Annotated in this window: 15 protein-coding genes and 1 pseudogene; 7 read left to right on the top strand and 9 right to left on the bottom strand. The window is 69.1% G+C overall.

Going from position 1 to position 19,972, the window contains the following annotated elements; all coding sequences use genetic code 11:
* Nucleotides 1-23 precede the first annotated feature (23 nt).
* A complete protein-coding gene (locus IE157_RS08635; RefSeq protein WP_144931293.1) occupies nt 24-1,502 on the bottom strand; it encodes a sugar transferase in 1,479 nt (492 codons plus the stop codon).
* A gap of 510 nt (nt 1,503-2,012) precedes the next feature.
* On the opposite strand from IE157_RS08635, the gene IE157_RS08630 reads away from it, so the two are divergent.
* Both IE157_RS08630 and pth read left to right on the top strand, forming a co-directional pair.
* Nucleotides 2,013-2,639, top strand: a complete 627-nt coding sequence (locus tag IE157_RS08630; protein ID WP_193519733.1) for a 50S ribosomal protein L25/general stress protein Ctc — start codon at nt 2,013-2,015, stop codon at nt 2,637-2,639.
* A gap of 182 nt (nt 2,640-2,821) precedes the next feature.
* On the top strand, nt 2,822-3,409 hold the full coding sequence (pth, locus tag IE157_RS08625; RefSeq protein WP_064845258.1) for an aminoacyl-tRNA hydrolase: 588 nt from the start codon (nt 2,822-2,824) through the stop codon (nt 3,407-3,409).
* Nucleotides 3,410-3,485: 76 nt separating this feature from the next.
* Here the strand turns inward: pth and nhaA are convergent, their stop codons facing one another.
* Entirely contained in the window at nt 3,486-4,778 is a 1,293-nt protein-coding gene (gene nhaA / locus IE157_RS08620; protein WP_193519732.1) for a Na+/H+ antiporter NhaA, read from the bottom strand.
* A 115-nt stretch (nt 4,779-4,893) separates the two neighbouring features.
* A complete protein-coding gene (locus tag IE157_RS08615) occupies nt 4,894-5,394 on the bottom strand; it encodes a DUF2505 domain-containing protein (protein WP_193519731.1) in 501 nt (166 codons plus the stop codon).
* Between the two features lie 137 nt (nt 5,395-5,531).
* Between IE157_RS08615 and IE157_RS08610 the strand changes: the two genes are divergently transcribed.
* Nucleotides 5,532-6,359 (top strand): sirohydrochlorin chelatase, encoded by an 828-nt coding sequence (locus IE157_RS08610; RefSeq protein WP_193519730.1) that lies wholly within the window; start codon nt 5,532-5,534, stop codon nt 6,357-6,359.
* On the opposite strand, the gene IE157_RS08605 is transcribed toward IE157_RS08610, so the two are convergent.
* On the bottom strand, nt 6,332-7,180 hold the full coding sequence (locus tag IE157_RS08605) for a uroporphyrinogen-III synthase (protein WP_193519729.1): 849 nt from the start codon (nt 7,178-7,180) through the stop codon (nt 6,332-6,334). The genes IE157_RS08610 and IE157_RS08605 overlap by 28 nt on opposite strands.
* 258 nt (nt 7,181-7,438) lie before the next feature.
* Here IE157_RS08605 and mfd point away from each other — a divergent pair, with 258 nt between their 5' ends.
* Nucleotides 7,439-11,197: a transcription-repair coupling factor gene (gene mfd, locus IE157_RS08600; protein ID WP_193519728.1), complete on the top strand. Its 3,759-nt coding sequence runs from the start codon at nt 7,439-7,441 to the stop codon at nt 11,195-11,197.
* Nucleotides 11,198-11,341: 144 nt separating this feature from the next.
* Here mfd and IE157_RS08595 read toward each other — a convergent pair whose 3' ends face one another.
* Complete coding sequence (locus IE157_RS08595) at nt 11,342-11,773, bottom strand: hypothetical protein (protein WP_064846894.1); 432 nt, start codon at nt 11,771-11,773, stop codon at nt 11,342-11,344.
* A gap of 119 nt (nt 11,774-11,892) precedes the next feature.
* Nucleotides 11,893-12,711, bottom strand: coding sequence for a purine-nucleoside phosphorylase (locus IE157_RS08590; protein ID WP_098053374.1), 819 nt, complete (start codon nt 12,709-12,711; stop codon nt 11,893-11,895).
* 359 nt (nt 12,712-13,070) lie between these two features.
* On the opposite strand from IE157_RS08590, the gene IE157_RS08585 reads away from it, so the two are divergent.
* Nucleotides 13,071-14,498, top strand: a complete 1,428-nt coding sequence (locus IE157_RS08585; RefSeq protein WP_064846927.1) for an NAD(P)H-quinone dehydrogenase — start codon at nt 13,071-13,073, stop codon at nt 14,496-14,498.
* Between the two features lie 125 nt (nt 14,499-14,623).
* Here the strand turns inward: IE157_RS08585 and IE157_RS08580 are convergent, their stop codons facing one another.
* From IE157_RS08580 to IE157_RS08570, 3 genes are all read right to left on the bottom strand, one after another.
* Entirely contained in the window at nt 14,624-16,030 is a 1,407-nt protein-coding gene (locus tag IE157_RS08580) for an MFS transporter (RefSeq protein WP_064846928.1), read from the bottom strand.
* A gap of 245 nt (nt 16,031-16,275) precedes the next feature.
* Entirely contained in the window at nt 16,276-18,081 is a 1,806-nt protein-coding gene (locus IE157_RS08575; protein WP_193519727.1) for an acetyl/propionyl/methylcrotonyl-CoA carboxylase subunit alpha, read from the bottom strand.
* Between the two features lie 104 nt (nt 18,082-18,185).
* Nucleotides 18,186-18,824, bottom strand: a complete 639-nt coding sequence (locus tag IE157_RS08570; RefSeq protein WP_193519726.1) for a Maf family protein — start codon at nt 18,822-18,824, stop codon at nt 18,186-18,188.
* Nucleotides 18,825-18,980: 156 nt separating this feature from the next.
* On the opposite strand from IE157_RS08570, the gene IE157_RS08565 reads away from it, so the two are divergent.
* Both IE157_RS08565 and IE157_RS13180 read left to right on the top strand, forming a co-directional pair.
* Nucleotides 18,981-19,673: a hypothetical protein gene (locus IE157_RS08565; RefSeq protein WP_193519725.1), complete on the top strand. Its 693-nt coding sequence runs from the start codon at nt 18,981-18,983 to the stop codon at nt 19,671-19,673.
* Nucleotides 19,674-19,812: 139 nt separating this feature from the next.
* Nucleotides 19,813-19,929: pseudogene (locus IE157_RS13180) on the top strand (IS481 family transposase); the annotation flags it as partial.
* Nucleotides 19,930-19,972: the final 43 nt, after the last annotated feature.

The following is a 19,972-nucleotide window of genomic DNA, read 5'->3' as shown; positions in this document are numbered from 1 at the left end:
AAGAAATACTTCTGATTTCGACCTCAGTAGGCGCCTTCGGATGCGAAGACCGCGCGCACGGTCCGCAGCATGATGATCAAGTCCTGCACCGGCGACCAGTTCTCCACGTAGTACAGGTCCAGGCGCACGGTCTGGTTCCAGTCGAGGTCCGAACGACCGGAGACCTGCCACAGGCCAGTGATCCCGGGGCGCACACGCAAGCGGCGGTAGACGTGCTGCTCGTACTTGTCCACCTCGCTGGCCAGCGGCGGGCGGGGCCCCACGAGGGACATGGTGCCGTTGAGCACGTTGATGAACTGCGGCAGCTCGTCCAGGCTGAACCGGCGCATCCACTTGCCGGGTGCGGTCACGCGGGGATCATCCTTCATCTTGAAGAGCACGTCCCCCTGAGACTCATTGGCGGCCATCAGGGCGGCCTTGCGTTCCTCGGCGTCCGTGTACATGGAACGGAACTTGAGCATCCGGAACCGGGTGCCGTCAATCCCCACGCGCTCCTGCGCGAAGAACGCGGGACCGCCGTCGTGCGCCTTGACCAGGATGCCCAGCACGAGCATCACGGGGAAGAGGATGATCAGCGCGGCCAGAGAGCCGGTGACGTCGATGATGCGCTTGACGATCTTCTTGGACCGGGTGAAACGCGGGGTGGCCACGTGGATCAGCGGCAGACCCACGAGCTGCTGGGTGTGGATCCGGGGTCCGGCCACGTCCGTGAGCCCGGTGTTCATGACCAGTCGGATCCGCTCGTCCGCGAGCGCCCAGCCCAGGTGGCGGATCTCAGTGGTGTTCAGGGGTACGGCGGCGGCCATCACGAGCGTCTCGATGTCGTGCTCGCGGCACGCCTGCATGATCCCCTGGACGCTCGGGCGTTCCTCCGGCGCGAGTGCGTTGACGGGTACCCGCACGGAGTGCAGGGACTGCGGCAGTTGGTGGTGCGAGGTGGGCATATAGACCGCCACGGGGTTGAACCCGGCGTCCGGGCGACTCTGCAGCTCTCCAACAAGTTCCACCGCCCCCGGGAAGCGACCCACCACCATGGTGCGGGACATGTTGAGCCCGTTCTTGCGCCGCTGCATGAGTTGACGCCGCGCCCACATGCGTCCTGCGAAAAGGGCCAGTGTGCCGAGAGGCAGTGCGATCAGGATGTACCCGCGCGCCGTGGGCACGTTGAAGGCGTAGGAGGCGATGGCGATCGCGGCGAACAACGTGAGCGAGGCCGTGACGAGCTGCTTTGCCTCCTCCGCACCGTTACCGATCAGCCGCACACCGCGGGTGCCGCGCAGCTCGAGCCACAGCCACCACCCCACGGCCAGCAGCAGCCCCACGAGCCAGTAGGGCACGGGCAGCACGTCCACCTGCAGCAACCCCTGCAGCCAGCCGAACCGCAGGGCCTGGGCCGCGGCGAGCGCGAGCACCAGGGACAAAGCGTCGTAGATCCTCAGTTCCGTCTGGTAGCTCTCGCGCCACGACAGGTGCTTGTGTTTCTGGCTTGCATGCTGGAACACGGTCGACGAACCTTCCCCCAAAACCGTTCGACGGCGAGACGCCCCACGCGCTCGCTCCGATGCGTGGACCGTTCCCAACGAGTCCCCGCACCGCGGTGTTCATCTCCCCCGAGATTTACGCCCGCTAATTAGTCAACATACTCTCTCACCTGCTCGAATACCCCCAGAGTCCATGAATCGGTACAGAATTGTGGACATGTGACGTCCTTGACGGGGCCGCGTCGTCGCCCGCTTGGGGGTCAAACCCGGAGGCGGCGCCGGGGGTGGGGCACGTGCTATTGTGGGCCCGTTGCCAAGGCGAGGGGGCGGTCGTCCCGCCCCGTTATCGACGACGGCTTGTGGATCCTTACGATCTACCGCGACCGGTGAGTGCATCCCGAGCGGTGGGCGAGTGGGGTACCGCACCACGTCGGTCGTAACAACGTTCGGGACGCACGGTGCGAGCACCTCCACCGTGACTCGGACGGTCTGACGGTAACCAACCAGACCCACGATCGAAGGAGAACCGCCATGGTGGACGTCATCACCATTCCCGCGACCCTGCGCACCGAGTTCGGCAAGGGCTACTCCCGCCGCGTGCGCGCCAACGACCAGATCCCCGCCGTGATCTACGGCCACGGTGCCGAGCCGCTGCACGTGATCCTGCCGGGCCACGACATGATGCTCGCGTCCCGTAACTCCAACGCTGTGCTCGAGATCGACGTGGACGGCGAGGGCCACCTCGCGATGATCAAGGACGTCCAGCGCCACCCCGTGCGCCCCGAGATCCTGCACATCGACCTGCTGACCGTGCGCCGCGGTGAGCGTGTCGAGGTCGAGGTCCCCGTGACCGTCGAGGGCGAGGTCGCCGCGACCGCCGTGCACAACGTGGAGGAGAACGTCCTGCTCGTCGAGGCCGACGCGCTGAAGGTTCCTGAGAACGTCGTCGTGGACATCGAGGGCCGCGAGGCCGGCGAGCACGTCTACGCCGCGGACGTGACCCTGCCCTCCGGTGTCACGCTCGTGTCCGACCCCGAGCTGCTGGTCATCAACGTGTCCGAGCCCGTGGAGCAGGACCTGGGTGAGGAGCCGGAGGCCGAGGACGCCGAGGGCGAGACCGCGCAGGAGTCGGCCGGGGAGTCCTCGGACGACGAGTGATCCGAGTGATCGCCTGTCCGTAACGGGTTGAGGCGATGTGATGAGCGGCGGCAAGCACCACGTGTGCCTGCCGCCGCCGTCGTCCCCGGGTCCGGACACGGCCCCGGCAACGAACAATCCGACACCCGATACGGTGCGGGACGAACGAGCGGGGCCGCCCCGCCCGGAAGAAGGGACACGAGATGACGCAGCGCACGCTGGTCGTGGGACTGGGCAACCCGGGGGACCGTTACGCGGGGACCCGGCACAACGTCGGTGCCATGGTCGTGGCCGAACTCGCGCAGCGCGCCGGCGTGAAACTCTCCGCTCACAAGGCGCGCGCCGCCGTGGCGGAGACCCGGATGCGTCCGGGGGCGCCGCGACTCGTGTTGGCCCAGCCCCTGAGCTACATGAACGTCTCCGGGGGGCCCGTGAGCGCGTTGGCCAAGTACTATTCCCTGGGCGCGGACGAACTCGTGGTGGTCCACGACGACGTCGACCTGCCCTTCGGCGCCGTCAAGCTCAAGTGCGGTGGCGGGGAGGGCGGTCACAACGGGTTGCGGGACATCACCAAGGCCATGGGCGGGCCCGGTTACGCGCGGGTGCGCGTGGGCGTGGGTCGACCCCCGGGACGCATGGACACCGCGGACTACGTGCTCAAACGCTTCTCCGGCGCGCAGGCGAAGGAGCTGCCCCTGCTCGTCTCCGACGCCGCCGACGCCGTCGAGATGCTCAGCGAGCGGGGCTTGACCGCCGCGCAGCAGTACTTCCACCCGCGCAACCCGGCCTGACCGCCCGGCACGAGTAACGCGCCCGCTCCCCGGATCGGGGGAGCGGGCGCGTCTCTTGTGCAGCGGTGTGTGGGCGTCAGTCCAGGGTGTCCGGGTCGTGGCCGGCCGCGCGCATCGCCTTGTACTTCTTGTTGCGCGTGGCCACGAGAGCGCCACCGATCAGCGCGGCGAGCAGGGAACCGCACAGGATGCCCACCTTGGCGTGGTCACCGTGGGGGCTGCCCTCACCGAAGCTCAGTTCGCCCACGAGCAGGGACACCGTGAACCCGATGCCCGCGACGATCGTCATGCCGAACATGTCGAACCACGTGTAGTCCCGGTCCTTCTCCGCAGACGTGAAACGGTCCATGAGCCACGCGGCACCGAAGATGCCGATGGGCTTGCCGAGCAGTAGACCGGCCACGATGCCCAGGGCCACCGGGTCCGTGGCGGCGGAGGTCACACCGTCCCAGCCGCCCACGGCCACACCCGCCGAGAAGAACGCGAAGACGGGGATCACGAAGCCGTTGGACAGCGGACGGAAGCGGTGTTCGAGCACGGGTGCCAACCCCATGCGCGGGTCCTCCTGACGGATGATGCGCGGCTTCTGCTTGAGCACGGGGACCATGAAGCCCAACAGGACGCCCGCGATCGTCGCGTGGATCCCGGACTCGTAGACCAGCCACCACGTCACCACACCGATGGGCAGCAGGATGACCCACGCGGCCCAGTGCCGGGCCATGAACCACCCCATGAACTTGTGGGTGAGGAACCAGTACAGTGCCAGCAGCACCGCGGCCCCGCCCAGGAACGGGAAGTTCACGCTCTCGGTGTAGACGAACGCGATGATCGCGATCGCGATGAGGTCGTCCACGACCGCCAGGGTCAACAGGAACGTGCGCATGGCCACGGGAAGGGATGAACCCACGACCGCGAGCACCGACACCGCGAAGGCGATGTCCGTGGCGGTGGGGATCGCCCAGCCGTGCAGCGCGGTGCGCTCCGAACCGGCGGCCAGGTTGACCCCCAGGAAGATCAACGCGGGAACGAGCACGCCGCCGCACGCGGCCACGACCGGCAGGATCGCCTTACGGATGTTGTGCAGTTCCCCGTCCACGAACTCGGCCTTCAACTCCAACCCCGTGAGGAAGAAGAAGATCGCGAGCAGCCCGTCCGAGGCCCAGTGCCCCACGGTGTGCTGCAGCCCGGCCACACTCGGGCCCACCTCGGTGTCACGCAGCCCGAAGTAGACCTCCCCCCACGGGGAATTGGCGATCACGAGGGCCAACACCATGGCGATCAGAAGGAGGAGACCGCCGGTGGTGTCCCGGCGGAGGAAATTCGTGAAGGATCCACCGGAACCGGAGGACGTCTGCGTGTCTGTGCTCAAGACAAGGAACTCCCGTCACGTGGTTCAGAGGTGAACCGCGGTTGTCGAGTAGGACGAAGGATGGCCGGGCGGGCACCGATGGTTCCCGCCCGGCCATCCTAGACCCGCAAGGCGCTCAGTTCTTGGCGATCCACGCCTCGGCCTGGCGGGCCTGCAGGGTCAGAGCCTTGCCGATGTAGGGCTCGGCGGCCGCGGCGATCTTCTTGCCCACGAGCGGGATGTTGGCCTGCACCTCACCGGTGACGTCCACCGAGGTCTCGTTCTCACCCAGGGGCTTGATGGTCTGGTGCGCGGTGGCTCCCACGGGCAGACCGGCCACTTTGATCTCGGTGCGCACGGTACGGGAACCGTCCGCGGCGGGGGCGTCGTACGTATCCACCTGGGTGAGCTTCACCCCGCCCTTGACGAACTTCTGCGCCACGTCCGGCAGCCTGTCCGAGCCCATGCTGCGTACGGTGCTCGCGGTGAACGCCGTGGAGGTGTCCCCGTTGACCTCGAAGGACTCGAACTGCGTTCCGGCCAAGGCGCTCACGTGACGGACGAAGGCCTCGTCCACGAACGTGGCCAGGACGGTGTCCACGGGGGCCTTGATGGTGGTGGAAGCGTTGACGGACATGGTGCTCCTCAGGGTCGTCGCCGAATCGTCGGTTTCCGCGCGCCGTGGGACACGGTGCGCGGGCTGCCCTCATCCTAGTCATCGGTCCCGCGACCGCGGCCTCCCGGATGCGCCGCGCAAGCCGGGAAACCGGCACAATGGACTGTGTGAACCCGCATCCCGCCTCCGCTCCCGTCCTGCTCGCGTGCGCCCACGGGACCCGCGACGAGCGGGGACAGCGCGCCGTCGCCGCCCTGGTCGAGCAGGTGCGTGCGGCCCTTCCCGAGGTGGACGTGGTGGACACGTGGGTGGACGTCCAGGAACCCGATCTGGTGGCGCGCACCCGGGAACACGCCGAGCATCCCGCGGTGGTCGTGCCGCTGTTGCTCTCCGCCGGGTACCACGTGTTCGTGGACATGGCCCGGGCCGTCGAGTCCTCACCGCAGCACGTCGTGGCCGCGGCACTGGGCCCTGATCGTCGCCTGGCGGCCGTGATGGCCCGGCGGCTCGCCGAGGCGCTCGACGCCGCGGGTGCACCCGGTCTCGCACCGGCCGATCGCGTGCTCATGGTCGCGGCGGGATCCTCCGATCCGCGTTCGCGGGACGATTGCGAGCTCATGGCCCGATACCTCGGCGCTGCACTGGGCGCGCCCGTGACGGCCTGCTACCTCTCGGCGGCGCGGCCCTCGGTTCCCGACGCCGTCGCCGCCGCGCGCGCGGAGCTCGGCCGACACGTCGAGCACCCCGGCTCACGCGATGCGGAATCCGATCCGCAAATGCCGCGCCGCACGGAAGGTACTCCCGACGACGCCGGGCGCGTGCTGCTCGTCCCGTACCTCCTGGCACCGGGTTTCTTCCACGGTCGCGTCCTCTCGGCCGGCGGCGACATCGCGGCCGAGCCGCTGCTCGTCCACCCCGGATCGGTGCCCCCGGAACTCGTGAAGCTCACGGTGGAGCACTACCGCGAGGCGGCCTCCCGCGCGTGATCGCACACGGCCTTGACCATGGCCCCCAGACGGAACCGCTCGGGCACCACGGCGTTCGTGACGCCCGCTTCCTCGAGCGGCTGCACGCACACCGGCCCGATCGCCACCGCGGTGCACCGGCCCTCGCGTAATGCGCCCACCAACTCGTCGTACGCGCCCACCGAGCGAGCGGCGTCGAACAGGGCGTCCACGGCGGGCGCGGCGGTGAACGTGACGTAATCGATCTCCCCGGCCACGACGTCGCGCACGAGCCCGGCCAGTCGGGAACCCTCGTCCGCGGACTCCCACTGATAGGGCGCCACCACGCGCACCGCGATCCCGTCCGCGCGCAACCGCTCGAGCTGTGCCTCGTCCGTGGTGCCGTGCACCTGCACGGTCACGGTCGCGGGGCGCTGCGCCGCGGGATCCCCCGCGAGCACGCGGTCCACGAGTTCCGCGGTGCGCCCGGACGCACCCGTGTACGCGCACGTCACGCCCTTGGCCTGCAACTGCCCCCGGGCCTTCGCTCCGCGTGCCATGACGACGACGCCGCGCAGCGTTTCCAGCAGCTCGTCGCCCAGCCCTTCCTGCTCGGCCACGCGCAGCCACCGGTCGAAGCCGTAGCCCGTGGTGACGAGCACGGCGTCCGGGGGAGTCGCGATCGTCTCGCGCACGGCGGCCAGAACGGCGTCGTCCTGGTCCACCGGGGCGAGCTTGAGCGCGGGCGCGTGGATCACACGTGCCCCGTGGCGTTCGAAGGCCCCGCTCTGCTCTGCGGCGCGACGGTGCGCGGTCACGGCCACGGTCAGTCCGGTCAGGGCGGGGTGCTCAGGTGTCGTCATGTCTCCAGGGTACGAGCGGGCCGCCCGGGCGCGGTTCGGCCGTCGGAACCGGTGTCGGGTCCGCGCGCTCGCGTACGGGGCTGACCTCGCGCGAGCCCGGCCGACCCGGCACACCTCCCGCGAGGACGGGTTCCGGACGGTGCGCTCGCGCGGGAGCGTGTCCGACGCCCCGAGTAGGCTGTAGCGCGTTCCGCCCCGCCCGTCATGGGCACGGGGTCACAGGCCCCGCTCACCGCACCCACCAGGAGTCAGCCACCCATGTCCCTGACCGGTCTGCTCACCGCGCTCTCCGAGGACCGCAGCTTCGCGAACATCCGCGTGCAGGCCGCCCGGCCGCTCGCGGAGCGCTCCGCCGAGACCATCATCAGCGCGACCGACGGCTTGCGCGCACCGGTGCTCGCGCAGATCGTGCGGGGCCTCGCGGACGGGGCCGGGGCGGCGTCGTCGTCCGACGGGGCCGAGGACGGTTCCGCGGGGTCCACCCCGATCCTGCTGGCCGTGACCGCCACGGGACGTGAAGCCGAGGAACTGCAGGCCGGGCTCGCGTCCTACGTGCCCGCCGAGCAGATCGCCAACTTCCCGTCCTGGGAGACCCTGCCGCACGAACGCCTCTCGCCGCGCTCGGACACCGTGGGCCAGCGATTGAGCGTGCTGCGGCGCCTGGAACACGCGCAGGACGGGGAACAGCCGCTGCGCGTGGTCGTGGCGCCGGTGCGTTCGGTGCTGCAACCCGTGGTCGCCGGGCTGGGCGCCATGGAACCCGTGACGCTGCGCACGGGCCAGGACTACGACTTCCAACAGCTCGTGGCGAGCCTTGCCGGGGCAGCGTATTCGCGCGTGGACATGGTGACCCGCCGCGGCGAGTTCGCGGTGCGCGGCGGCATCATCGACGTCTTCCCGCCCACCGAGGACCACCCGGTGCGCGCGGAGTTCTTCGGGGACGAGCTCGACGAGATGCGGTGGTTCGCGGTCGCGGACCAGCGCACGCTGACCGATGCCGAGTCCCCGTCCGTGATCGTGGCCCCGCCGTGCCGTGAACTGCTCATCACCCCGTCGGTGCAGTCACGCGCCGCCAAGCTCAAGGAACAGCTGCCGGGCGGGCGCGAGATCCTGGAGCGCATCGCCGGCGGGCAGTACGTGGAGGGCATGGAATCGCTCGCGCCACTGCTCGCGGACGAGATGGTCCAGCTCATGTCCCTGCTGCCCGAAGGCTCCATGACCGTGGTGCTCGAACCCGAGAAGGTCCGGGCCCGCGCGCACGACCTCGTGGCCACCAACCAGGAGTTCCTCACGGCCGCGTGGGAGTCCGCCTCGGGCGGCAACGACGCCCCGCTGGACCTGCACGCCGCGCTCGACGCCGACGACGGCGCGTCCCGCACGCTCGCCGCCGGGTCCTTCCACACCGTGGGGGAGGTCCGGGAACTCGCGCTCGACCGGTCGGTGGGGTGGTGGTCCGTCACGGGGCTCAACGTCAACGCCGTGACGACCTCCCAGATCGACGCCGACACCGCGGACGAGGAGGTCCGGCTCGCGGACACCGACGCCGACACCCTGACCGTCACGGCGCGCGAACCCACCCGGTTCTCGGGGGACGTGGAGGCCATGCTGCGCTTCCTGGGGGAGCGCATGCACGACGACTGGCGGGTCGTGCTCGTCACGGACGGCCCCGGACCGCTGCAGCGGCTGAGCGAGCTGCTGCACGGGGCGGAGATCCCCGCCGCCCGGTGCGACAGCCTCACGGAGGTGCCCCGGGCCGGTCTCGTGGAACTGACCACGGCCCGCGCCGGACGCGGGTTCGTCATCGAGGCCACGCGCACCGCCCTGCTGACCGAGGCGGACGTGCTCGGGCGTTCCACCGCCTACGACAACCGGGCGCAGCGCAAACTGCCGCAGCGGCGCAAGCGCAACCAGGTGGACCCCCTGGCCCTGCAGAAGGGCGACTACGTGGTGCACGAGCAGCACGGGATCGGGCAGTTCATCGAACTCGTGCAGCGACCGATCGCCGGGGCCATGACCGCCCCGGGTCAACCCAAGCCCGTGCGCGAGTACCTCGTGCTCGAGTACGCGCCGTCCAAGCGCAACGGTCCCCGGGACCGGTTGTTCGTGCCCACGGAGCAGCTCGACCAGGTGAGCACGTACGTGGGCGGGGAAGCGCCGTCGTTGTCCAAGATGGGTGGCGCGGACTGGAACAAGACCAAGCGCAGCGCCAAGAAGGCCGTCAAGGAGATCGCCAACGAGCTGATCCGGCTGTACTCGGCGCGCATGGCGTCCAAGGGCTACGCGTTCGGCCCGGACACCCCGTGGCAGCGCGAACTCGAACAGGCCTTCCCGTACGTGGAGACCCCGGATCAGCTCACCACGATCGACGAGGTCAAGGCGGACATGGAACGGCCCATCCCCATGGACCGGTTGATCTCCGGGGACGTGGGCTACGGCAAGACCGAGGTCGCGGTGCGCGCGGCGTTCAAGGCCGTGCAGGACGGCAAACAGGTGGCCGTGCTCGTGCCCACCACGCTGCTCGCCCAGCAGCACACCGAGACCTTCGCCGAACGCTTCTCGGGCTTCCCGGTGCGCCTGGCCACGCTGTCCCGGTTCCAGAGCGCCAAGGAGTCCAAGGCCACGCTCGAGGGACTGCGCTCCGGCGCGATCGACGTCGTCATCGGGACCCACCGACTGCTCTCCAAGGAGACCCAGTTCAAGAACCTGGGCCTGGTGATCATCGACGAGGAACAGCGTTTCGGCGTGGAGCACAAGGAGAAGCTCAAGGCCATGCGCACGGACGTGGACGTCCTGGCCATGTCCGCGACCCCCATCCCACGCACGCTGGAGATGTCCATGACGGGCATCCGTGAGACCTCCACGCTCGCGACCCCGCCCGAGGAACGCCACCCCGTGCTCACGTACGCGGGGCCCTACACGGACAAGCAGGTCTCCGCGGCCATCCGGCGTGAGCTCATGCGCGAGGGCCAGGTGTTTTTCATCCACAACCGTGTCTCCTCGATCGAGGCGCAGGCCAAAGCGCTCGCCGAACTCGTTCCCGAGGCGCGGATCGCGGTGGCCCACGGGCAGATGAGCGAGTCGCGCCTGGAGCAGATCATCGTGGACTTCTGGGAGAAGAAGTTCGACGTCCTGGTGTGCACCACCATCGTGGAAACGGGCCTGGACATCGCCAACGCCAACACGCTGATCGTGGACCACGCGGACCGCTACGGGCTGTCGCAGCTGCACCAGTTGCGCGGTCGCGTGGGCCGTGGGCGTGAACGTGCCTACGCCTATTTCCTGTACCCCACGGAGAAACCACTCAGCGAGACGGCACTGGAACGGCTCAAGGCCGTGGCCGCCCACAACGAGCTCGGCTCGGGTCTGCAATTGGCCATGAAGGACCTCGAGATCCGCGGTGCGGGCAACCTGCTGGGCGGGGAACAGTCCGGACACATCGCGGGCGTGGGCTTCGACATGTACCTGCGGCTCGTGGGGGAGGCCGTAGCCGAGTACCGCGGCGACCAGGACACGGGTCCCGCCGAGATGAAGATCGAGCTGCCCGTCAACGCCCACCTCCCGCACGACTACGTGCCCGGTGAGCGCTTGCGGCTCGAGGCGTACCGCACGATCGCGAACGCCGCCACGGAAGAAGCCGTCGCGGAGGCCGGCGAGGAACTCAAGGACCGTTACGGCCCGCTACCCACCCCGGTGGAGAACCTGCTCGACGTCGCCCGGTTGCGGATCAGGGCGCGCGCCGCGGGTCTCACGGACGTGGCCACCCAGGGCACCATGATCCGGTTCTCGCCGGCCGAGCTCACCGAGTCCCGCGAGATGCGCCTGACTCGGATGTACCCGGGCGCGCAGGTGAAGTCGGTCCCGGGGGCGGACACCCGCATGGCACTGATCCCCAAACCCAAGACCGCGCGGATCGGGGGCAAGGACCTCGTGGACGGGGAGATCCTCGCATGGGCACGGGAGGTGCTGGACGCGATCTTCCCTCCGGTACAGGCACCTACGGAGGAGGTCTCGCAGTAGGGATAGCGCGGCCCCGTCCGGGCGCCGCCTCGCCCGGGTACTGACTCACCCCGGGTACCTTGGCGCGGCGTCGTCGCAGGTCCGCACACGGAAACAGCCCCGCTCATCCGGGTGGACGAGCGGGGCTGTCGTGGATGTGGTGCGTCAGTGGCTCACGTTGTCCTGGCGCTGACCCGCTCCGATGGGCTGGCGGGCCATCTCGGAGGCGTCGCGCGGGAGGTCCAGGGTGACTTCCTTGCCACCCGTGGAGTGCTTGGCGGTGCTGCCGTTGAGGATCGTGGTGGGGACCATGAGGGCCAGACCGTAGGCCAGGATCCCGAGCAGGAACAACAACCAGCTGTCCGGGTAGGACGCGAAGAGGTAAAGGCTCACCAGGATGGTGATGAAACCGCCGCCGAAGAGGATGGCGTTCTTCACGACGTCGTCCTGGCCAGAGTACTGCGGCTTGCGGCGGGACGCGGAATCGTGGTCGGAGCGGGCGGCCCGGTGGTCCTCGGTCACCGCGTGGCTGCCATCCTCCACCGTGCGCCCAGCGGAGTACTGATCGCTCGTGTGTGTTTCGGCTCTTCTGACCATGAGTTCACCCTTTCAGACCGCCGCGGCGGGCCCATTACGTTCCTGCGCCCAGTCTAGTGCCTGGGACCGGAACTTGCCGACATTCCGTCGATATCGAGCACCCGAACCGGCGCGCGTTCTCACAACTTCGCGACGACGTCCGCGAGCAGCCGGGAGATCCGGGGACCGGCGGCCTGGCCGGCCTCGAGCACTTCCTCGTGGGACAGGGGCTCGTCGCTGATCCCCGCCGCGAGATTGGTCACGAGAGACATCCCCAGCACCTCGAGGCCGGCGTGGCGCGCGGCAATCGCCTCGAGCGCCGTGGACATGCCCACGAGGTCCGCTCCGAGCACCTTGGCCATCCGAACCTCCGCCGGTGTCTCGTAGTGCGGTCCGGTGAACTGGGCGTAAACGCCCTCGTCGAGTCCGGGCTCCACCTGGTGGGCGATGTCCCGCGTCCGCCGAGAATAAAGGTCGGTGAGGTCCACGAAGGTGGCGCCCTCGAGCGGGGAATGGGCGGTGAGGTTGATGTGATCGCGGATCAACACGGGGGTCCCGGGCGCCCATGCGGGGTTCAGTCCGCCGCATCCGTTCGTCAGGATCATGATCTCGGCTCCGGCCGCGGCGGCCGTGCGCACGCCGTGGGCCACGGCCCGCACACCCTTGCCCTCGTAGAAGTGGGTGCGCGCCCCGATCACCAGGGCGTGATCCCCGTTCGTGAGCCGGATGGAACGCAGGGTGCCGCCGTGGCCCTGCAGGGCGGGGGCGGAGAAGCCGGGGATCTCGGTCGCGGGGATCTCGTGTTCGGTCTCACCGATGAGGTCCGCGGCACCGCCCCACCCGGAGCCCAGGGTCAGGGCGATCCGGTGCCTCTGCACGCCGGTGCGCTCACGCAGGACGTCCGCGGCGCGGCGGGCGAGGTCGAAGGGATCCGTGCAAGCCGTTGCGTTCTCAGTCACGGTCACCACTCTAAGCCGCGATCCACCGCTCGGACGTGAAAGGCCCGGCAAGGGTCCTGCCGGCAAGGGGTCGTCCTCAACGATCGGCGGGAGGTGCACCCCGCACCACGTGGCCCTTGAGCGGAGGGGCCGGATCGGACGCGGGCGGGCGCTGCCGGCGGAGTGAGGCCGTGAGAACCACCCCGACGACCAGGACGACGAAAAGGACGAAGCCCAGAACGACAACGAGAGCGACGGTGGACATGTCTCCTCCTACGACGTGTGTTCGCTGACTCGGCCATTCGTAACCGGCCCGCGGAAGACCCGGACCACCATCATGGGCGGTAGCACCCGGGGTAAATGCTGCAACAATGGGGACCGTGAGTGTGCAGACTGAATTTGCGAATCCGAAGCTCGTGATCATCGGCGGCGGCCCCGGTGGTTACGAGGCCGCACTGGTCGCCGCGTCCCTCGGTGCGGAGGTCACCGTGATCGAGGAGCAGGGCATGGGCGGTTCCGCCGTGCTCACGGACGTGGTCCCCTCCAAGACCCTGATCGCGTCCGCGGACACCATGAACCGGTTCGCGGACGCCAAGGACCTGGGCGTGCACGTGGGGGACGGTCAGGACGCGAGCGAGGAGTTGAACAACCTCCGCGTGGACCTGGACACCGTCAACGTGCGCCTGCTGCGCCTCGCCGCCACGCAGTCCCGTGACATCAAGCGCGGCCTGGAGCGCGTGGGCGTGCGCGTGGTGCAGGGCCGCGGCCGCCTGGCCGATCAGCACACCGTGGTGGTCAGCCCCTCCGACGACGACGCCGAGTACGAACTCCACGCGAACGTCGTCCTGCTCGCCGTGGGCTCGCACCCCCGGGAGATGGACACCGCCAAGCCGGACGGCGAGCGGATCTTCAACTGGAAGCAGATCTACCAGCTCACCGAGATCCCCGAGAAGCTGATCGTGGTGGGTTCGGGTGTCACCGGCGCCGAGTTCGCCTCCGCGTACAACGGCCTGGGCTCGGAGGTCACCCTGATCTCGTCCCGCGAGCAGGTGCTGCCCGGTTCGGACACCGATGCCGCCCAGGTGCTCGAGAACGTCTTCGAGCGCCGCGGTCTGCGCGTTCTGTCCCGCTCCCGCGCCGACTCCGTGGAGAACACTGGGGACGGCGTGCGCGTGACGCTCTCTGACGGGCGCAAGGTGCGCGGTTCGCACTGCCTGCTGGCCGTGGGCTCAATCCCGAACACCGCGGACATGGGTCTCGAGGAGGCCGGGGTCGCCATGGACGAACGCGGTCACATCAAGGTGGACTCGGTCTCCCGCACGTCGGTCAGCGGGATCTACGCCGCCGGTGACTGCACGGGCGTGCTGCCCCTGGCCTCCGTGGCCGCGATGCAGGGCCGGATCGCCGTGGCCCACATCCTGGGTGACACCGTGCACCCGCTGCACACGGACGAGGTCGCGTCCAACATCTTCACGTCCCCGGAGATCGCTTCCGTGGGCATTTCCCAGTCGGACGTCGAGGCGGATCCCGCGATGTTCACTGGCATGACCATGAAGCTGTCCACCAACCCGCGCGCCAAGATGATGGCCGTGGACGACGGTTTCGTGAAGATCTTCGCCCGCCGCGGCAGTGGGACGGTCATGGGCGGCGTGGTCGTGGGACCGCGCGCCTCCGAGCTGATCTTCCCGATCGCGCTCGCGGTGACCCACCGCCTGGGCGTGGACGACCTCTCCGACACGTTCGCGGTCTACCCGTCCCTGTCCGGCACGATCGCGGAGGCCGCGCGCCGCTTGCATGTCCACCGCTGACTGCCCCGCTCGGGCGAGCACCGCTCGTTCCAGCCGGGCACGGTTCGCACCCCGGGTACGACGACGCCGCGGTGACCTTCGTACGGAAGGTCACCGCGGCGCCGTCGTCCGTGGAAGCGGAAGGCCTACTTGGCGGCCTTGGTGCCCACGGTGTACATGTTCACGTGCCGGGTCTCGGGGGAGAACCACAGCGCGATGAGCGTGATGACGGCGGCGAAGGACAGGTACAGGCCCACCGCGCCCACGCCGAAGCGCGCGTTGAGCAGCACCGCGATGTAGGGGGTGATCGCCGCACCCAGGATGGACGCCACGTTGTACGCAATGCCCGAACCGGTGTAGCGCACGTTCGTGGGGAACAGTTCGGGCAGGATCGCGGACATGGAACCGAACGTCAGGCCCATGAGGGTCATGCCGATCGTGAGGAAGACCAGCACGCGCAGCAGGGACGCATCCGCGCCCGTGCCCACGAGGTCGGGGTTCATGATCAGGGCGAAGCTCAGGCCGAACAGCAGGATGAGGCTCGTGATCACGAGCTGCGAGGAGCGGCGGCCGTAGCGGTCCGCGAGCCAGCCCGAGACGGGGACCATGGCGGCGAACAGCAGCACGGCGAGCAACTGCAGGATCAGGAACGTGCGGTACTCGATGCCCAGGCCACCGGTCTCCGGCTTGCCGATTCCGTAGGACAGCACCCATGCGGTCATCAGGTAGAACAGAACGTACGTGGCGAGCATGATGAACGTGCCCTGGATGATCTGCACCCACGACGTCTTGAAGACCTCGGCCACGGGGGCCTTGACCTTCTCACCCTGCTGTTCCGCGCGCTGGAACACCGGGGTCTCCTCGAGCTTGATCCGCACCCACAGGCCCAGCAGGACCATGACCACGGACGCGAGGAACGGGATCCGCCAGCCCCACACCAGGAACGGGTGGCCCGTGCCCAGGTGGTGACCCGCGGTGCCGAACTGCATGACCACGGTCAGCAGCAGGAAGAAGCCGTTGGCCAGGATGAACCCGAACGGCGCGCCGAGTTGCGGCCACATCGCGGCGCGGGCCCGTTTGCCCTCCTCCGCGTACTCGGTCGCGAGCAGGGAGGCACCGGACCATTCGCCGCCCAGTCCCAGGCCCTGACAGAAGCGCAGGATCGTGAGGATCAGGGGAGCCCAGATGCCGATCTGGTAGAACGTGGGCAGCAGGCCGATCAGGAACGTGGCGATACCCATGGTCAGCAGAGCGCCGATCAGGGTGGCCTTACGCCCGATCCGGTCCCCGTAATGACCGAAGATCACGGAGCCGATGGGCCGGCCGAAGAACGCGGCGGCGAACGTGGCCATGGAGGCCAGCAGCTTGGCGGTGTCGTTCTCGCCCGTGAAGAACAGGGCGGGGAACACGGCCACCGCAGCGGTCGCGTATACGTAAAAGTCGTAGAACTCGATCGTGGTTCCCGCGAGGGACGCCAGGATCACGCGGCTGCGGGGCACACGTGATTGCTCCGCGGGGGATCCCGGATCCACGGTGGACACGGTGGAAGACATGAAGAACCTCACAGGGACTCAGGGGCGAAATGCCTTCAAGATAAGACCGGCCATACCGCATGGTGAATTCTGGCGTCCACATTCCGAGATGGAACCTCGACGTCGCTCAGTTCGTGTGCTGGGCCGGTCTCGTCGTCGAGCGGGTGCGTAGCGGCCCCGGTCCTGTTCCGAACCGGGGCCGCTACGACGGATTGGTGGGGGCTCCGGAGCGATGCCCCGGCCCCGTAAGGCGATGCGCCGGGACGTCAGCCCGTGATGGAGGCCAGCACGGTGCCGGCGGAGACGGTGTCCCCCTCGGACACGTCCAGGTCCTTGATCACACCGGACTTGTGGGCGGTGAGCGGCTGCTCCATCTTCATGGCTTCGAGCACCACGATCAGGTCCCCCTCGGAGACCTCGTCCCCGTTGGCCACGGCGATCTTCACGATCGTGCCCTGCATGGGTGAGGAGAGGGAATCCCCCGAGGCTCCGCGGGCCGCCGTGCCGCGTCCGCTGCGCTGCTTGCGTGCCTTGGGCTGGGCTGCGGCCGGGCGGGCCGCACCTCCCAGCAGCGGCATGGTCACCTCGAGGCGCTTACCGCCCACCTCCACGACGACACTCTGCCGTTCGGGTTCGTCCGCCGAGGGTTCGGGTGCCACGGTGAAGGGTTCGATCCGGTTGTCGAACTCCGTCTCGATCCACCGGGTGTGCACGGTGAAGGGGGTGTCGTCCGGGGTTGCGAATGCGGGATCGCTCACCACGGCCCGGTGAAACGGGACGACAGTGGGCATGCCCTCGATCGTCAGTTCCTGCAGGGCCCGGCGGGACCGTTCGAGGGCCTGCGTGCGGGTCGCACCGGTCACCACGAGCTTGGCGAGCATCGAGTCGAAGTTCCCGCCCACGGTCTCGCCGGCCTCCACGCCGGAGTCCACGCGCACGCCCGGCCCGGAGGGCACGGTGAACGTGGTGAGCGTGCCGGGGGAGGGCATGAAGTTGCGGCCGGCGTCCTCGCCGTTGATCCGGAACTCGAAGCTGTGTCCGCGGATCTCGGGGTCGTCGTAGCCGAGGGCCTCACCGCGGGCGATGCGGAACTGCTCCCGCACCAGGTCCAGTCCCGAGACCTCCTCCGACACGGGGTGCTCCACTTGTAGGCGCGTATTGACCTCCAGGAAGGAGATCGTCCCGTCCTGGCCCACGAGGAACTCGCACGTCCCCGCGCCCTGGTACTGGGCTTCCTTGAGGATGGCCTTGGAGGACTCGTAGAGCCGCTCGATCTGCTCGTCCGACAGGAACGGCGCGGGTGCCTCCTCCACGAGCTTCTGATTGCGCCGCTGCAGCGAGCAGTCGCGCGTGGACACTACGACGACGCTGCCGAACTGGTCCGCGAGGCACTGGGTCTCCACGTGGCGGGGTGCGTCCAGGAACCGTTCCACGAAGCACTCACCGCGGCCGAAGGCGGCGGTAGCCTCGCGCACGGCCGATTCGTAGAGCTCGGGGATCGCGTCGCGCTCACGCACCACCTTGATGCCGCGGCCGCCACCACCGAAGGCGGCCTTGATCGCGATCGGCAGGCCGTGTTCGTCCGCGAAGTCCAGGACCTCCTGGGCCGAGGACACCGGGTCGGCGGTGCCGGGGACCTGCGGCGCCTCGACCTTCTCCGCGATGTGGCGGGCCGCGACCTTGTCACCGAGCTGGGCTATCGCCGCCGGGGGAGGGCCGATCCATGTGAGTCCCGCCGCGATCACCGCGGAGGCGAATTCCGCGTTCTCGGACAGGAACCCGTAACCGGGGTGGACGGAGTCAGCACCGGCGCGTCGAGCGGCGTCGAGGATCTTGTCGATCCGCAGGTAGGAGTCCGCGGCGGTCGTCCCGCCCAGTGAGTACGCCTCGTCCGCCATGCGCACGTGCAGCGCATCCCGGTCCGGGTCCGCGTAGACGGCCACGGAGGCGATGCCCTCGTCGCGCGCGGCGCGGATCACGCGCACCGCGATCTCCCCTCGGTTGGCCACGAGGACCTTGGTGACGGGGCGGGTTGCGGTGGCGGCCTCTTGCTGCCGCGAGGTGGTTGTCACGTGATAGCTCCTTGTCGACTCTCTGCCGAAAGGTTAGTGCCCCGTGCCGGGGAACGCCTAAGCGCGGGGGCACCGCGGTGCGGTAACTGTGGAAGATCTACAAATCATTGCGCCCCGCCCTGTGCTGCGGCACCCCACCACGAGGACGCCCGGATCCCTACCCCGGCGAGCAGGGTACGCAGGGTGGACAGGCTCAGCCCGATCACGGCGTTCGGATCCCCGTTCACCCGTTCGATGAACTGGGATCCCCGCCCGTCCAGGGTGAAGGAGCCTGCGACTTGGAGGGGCTCACCCGTGGCCACATAGTCCTCGATCTCCGCGCGTGTCATGGTGGCGAAGTGCACGTCCGCGGAACAGACCAGGCCGTTGCCGGAAGCCTCGCCCGTGCGCGCATCCACGAGCCAGTGGCCCGTGTGCAGCGTGCCCGTGCGCCCGCTCATGGCGCTGATGCGCTCGATCGCGACGTCCGGCTCGTACGGCTTGCCGTAGGGGACGCCGTCGAGCTCGAACACGGAGTCGCAACCCAGCACGAGCCGCCCCTCCGCTTCCGGAAGCGCTGCGACGGCCTCCGCCTTGGCCCGGGCCAGTAGCAAGGCGGTCTCTGCGGGGGTCTCGGGGGCTCCCGCGGCCACGAGGGCGTCCTCGTCCACGTGGGAGACGACGGCGCGGTACGGGATGTGCGCGCGCTCCAACAGGGATGCGCGCGCCGGTGATTGCGAGGCCAGGACGAGAGCGGGGTGCACGCCCCTCACTCTACGGCGGATCGGGTGAGGGGACGTCAGTCCGGTGAGGAGGGGTGTGCTCGCGGGAGGGCCGCGATCATACAAATAGGGACAACCTCAAGCATCTGGATGTACCCTGTGACGTCGGCCGCGCGCGTGGAGAGGGAGGTGGCCCGGATGGTCGAGATCGTGCGTCGTGGTGCGCGCATCCCACGGGACCTCCCTGGCGTCACCGGGTCCCGACCAGCGACAGCGTCCCATGGCTCGAACGGGCCCGCGCTGTCCCTCGGGACCGGGCTGGCGAACGGGCCGTCCATAGGAGCCGGGCTCCCGCACGGGCCGTGGCTCTCGGACGGCATCGGCCTTACGAACGACACCGGGACACCACCGGCGCGGCCTTCGCGATGGCTGTCCCGCCCCCTGACGTCGATACTGCTGGACGCCCTGGCCGTGACCCTGGCCCTGATCCTTGCCAACCAGGTGGTGGCTCGAGGTGCGGTGATCGCCCTGCCGGGCGACGCCGGACTCACGTACCCGCAACTGTCCGTTCCACTGGGAACGGGGTGGCTCGCGGTGCTCGCCACATGCCGACGGGTCGTGCGGCTGCCCCGTGGTTATTGGCGCACCGAGTGCCGCTGCATCGCTCGTGCCGCGTTCATCGTGCTCGGTGCGGTGTGCATGGCGGCCGTGGTCCTACCGCTCGACATCGACCGCCCGTTCATGGCCGTGACGTTCGCCGCGGGGCTGCTCCTGCAGCTCGTGAGCCGGTGGCTCATCCGGCGCGCCGCCCTCCGCCGACGGGACGACCGCGCGCGAACGGAGGGTCCGCACCTGGGATCCGAGGCGCGGAGCGCCGCCGTTCACGAGTGACGCGGGCCCGATGAAGGTGCTTCCTAGGTGTTGTGGTGGATGGGGTTGTTGGCACGGGTGTGGTGGTGAGATGAGGAACGGGCTGCTCGTCGCGGGATGGAAGCTCCTACACCACCCACCCGTACGAGAGAGCCCGTTCATGACCTACGCTCATGCACCCCTGACCCCGACCGGCCTTCTGCGGATGGTGCACCGTCATCTTTACGATGGTGTGCCCCAGGCTCACGTGGCTGCAAAGTTCCGGGTTTCCCGGCCGGCCTACACCGAGGCCCTCGAGGATGAGAAAGCAGCCACCACAG

The organism is Kocuria marina, from assembly GCA_014652975.1.
Classification (GTDB): Bacteria; Actinomycetota; Actinomycetes; order Actinomycetales; family Micrococcaceae; genus Kocuria; species Kocuria marina.
The sequence above is the reverse complement of the archived record's forward strand: the minus strand, read 5'-3'. Positions and strand labels throughout refer to the sequence as shown.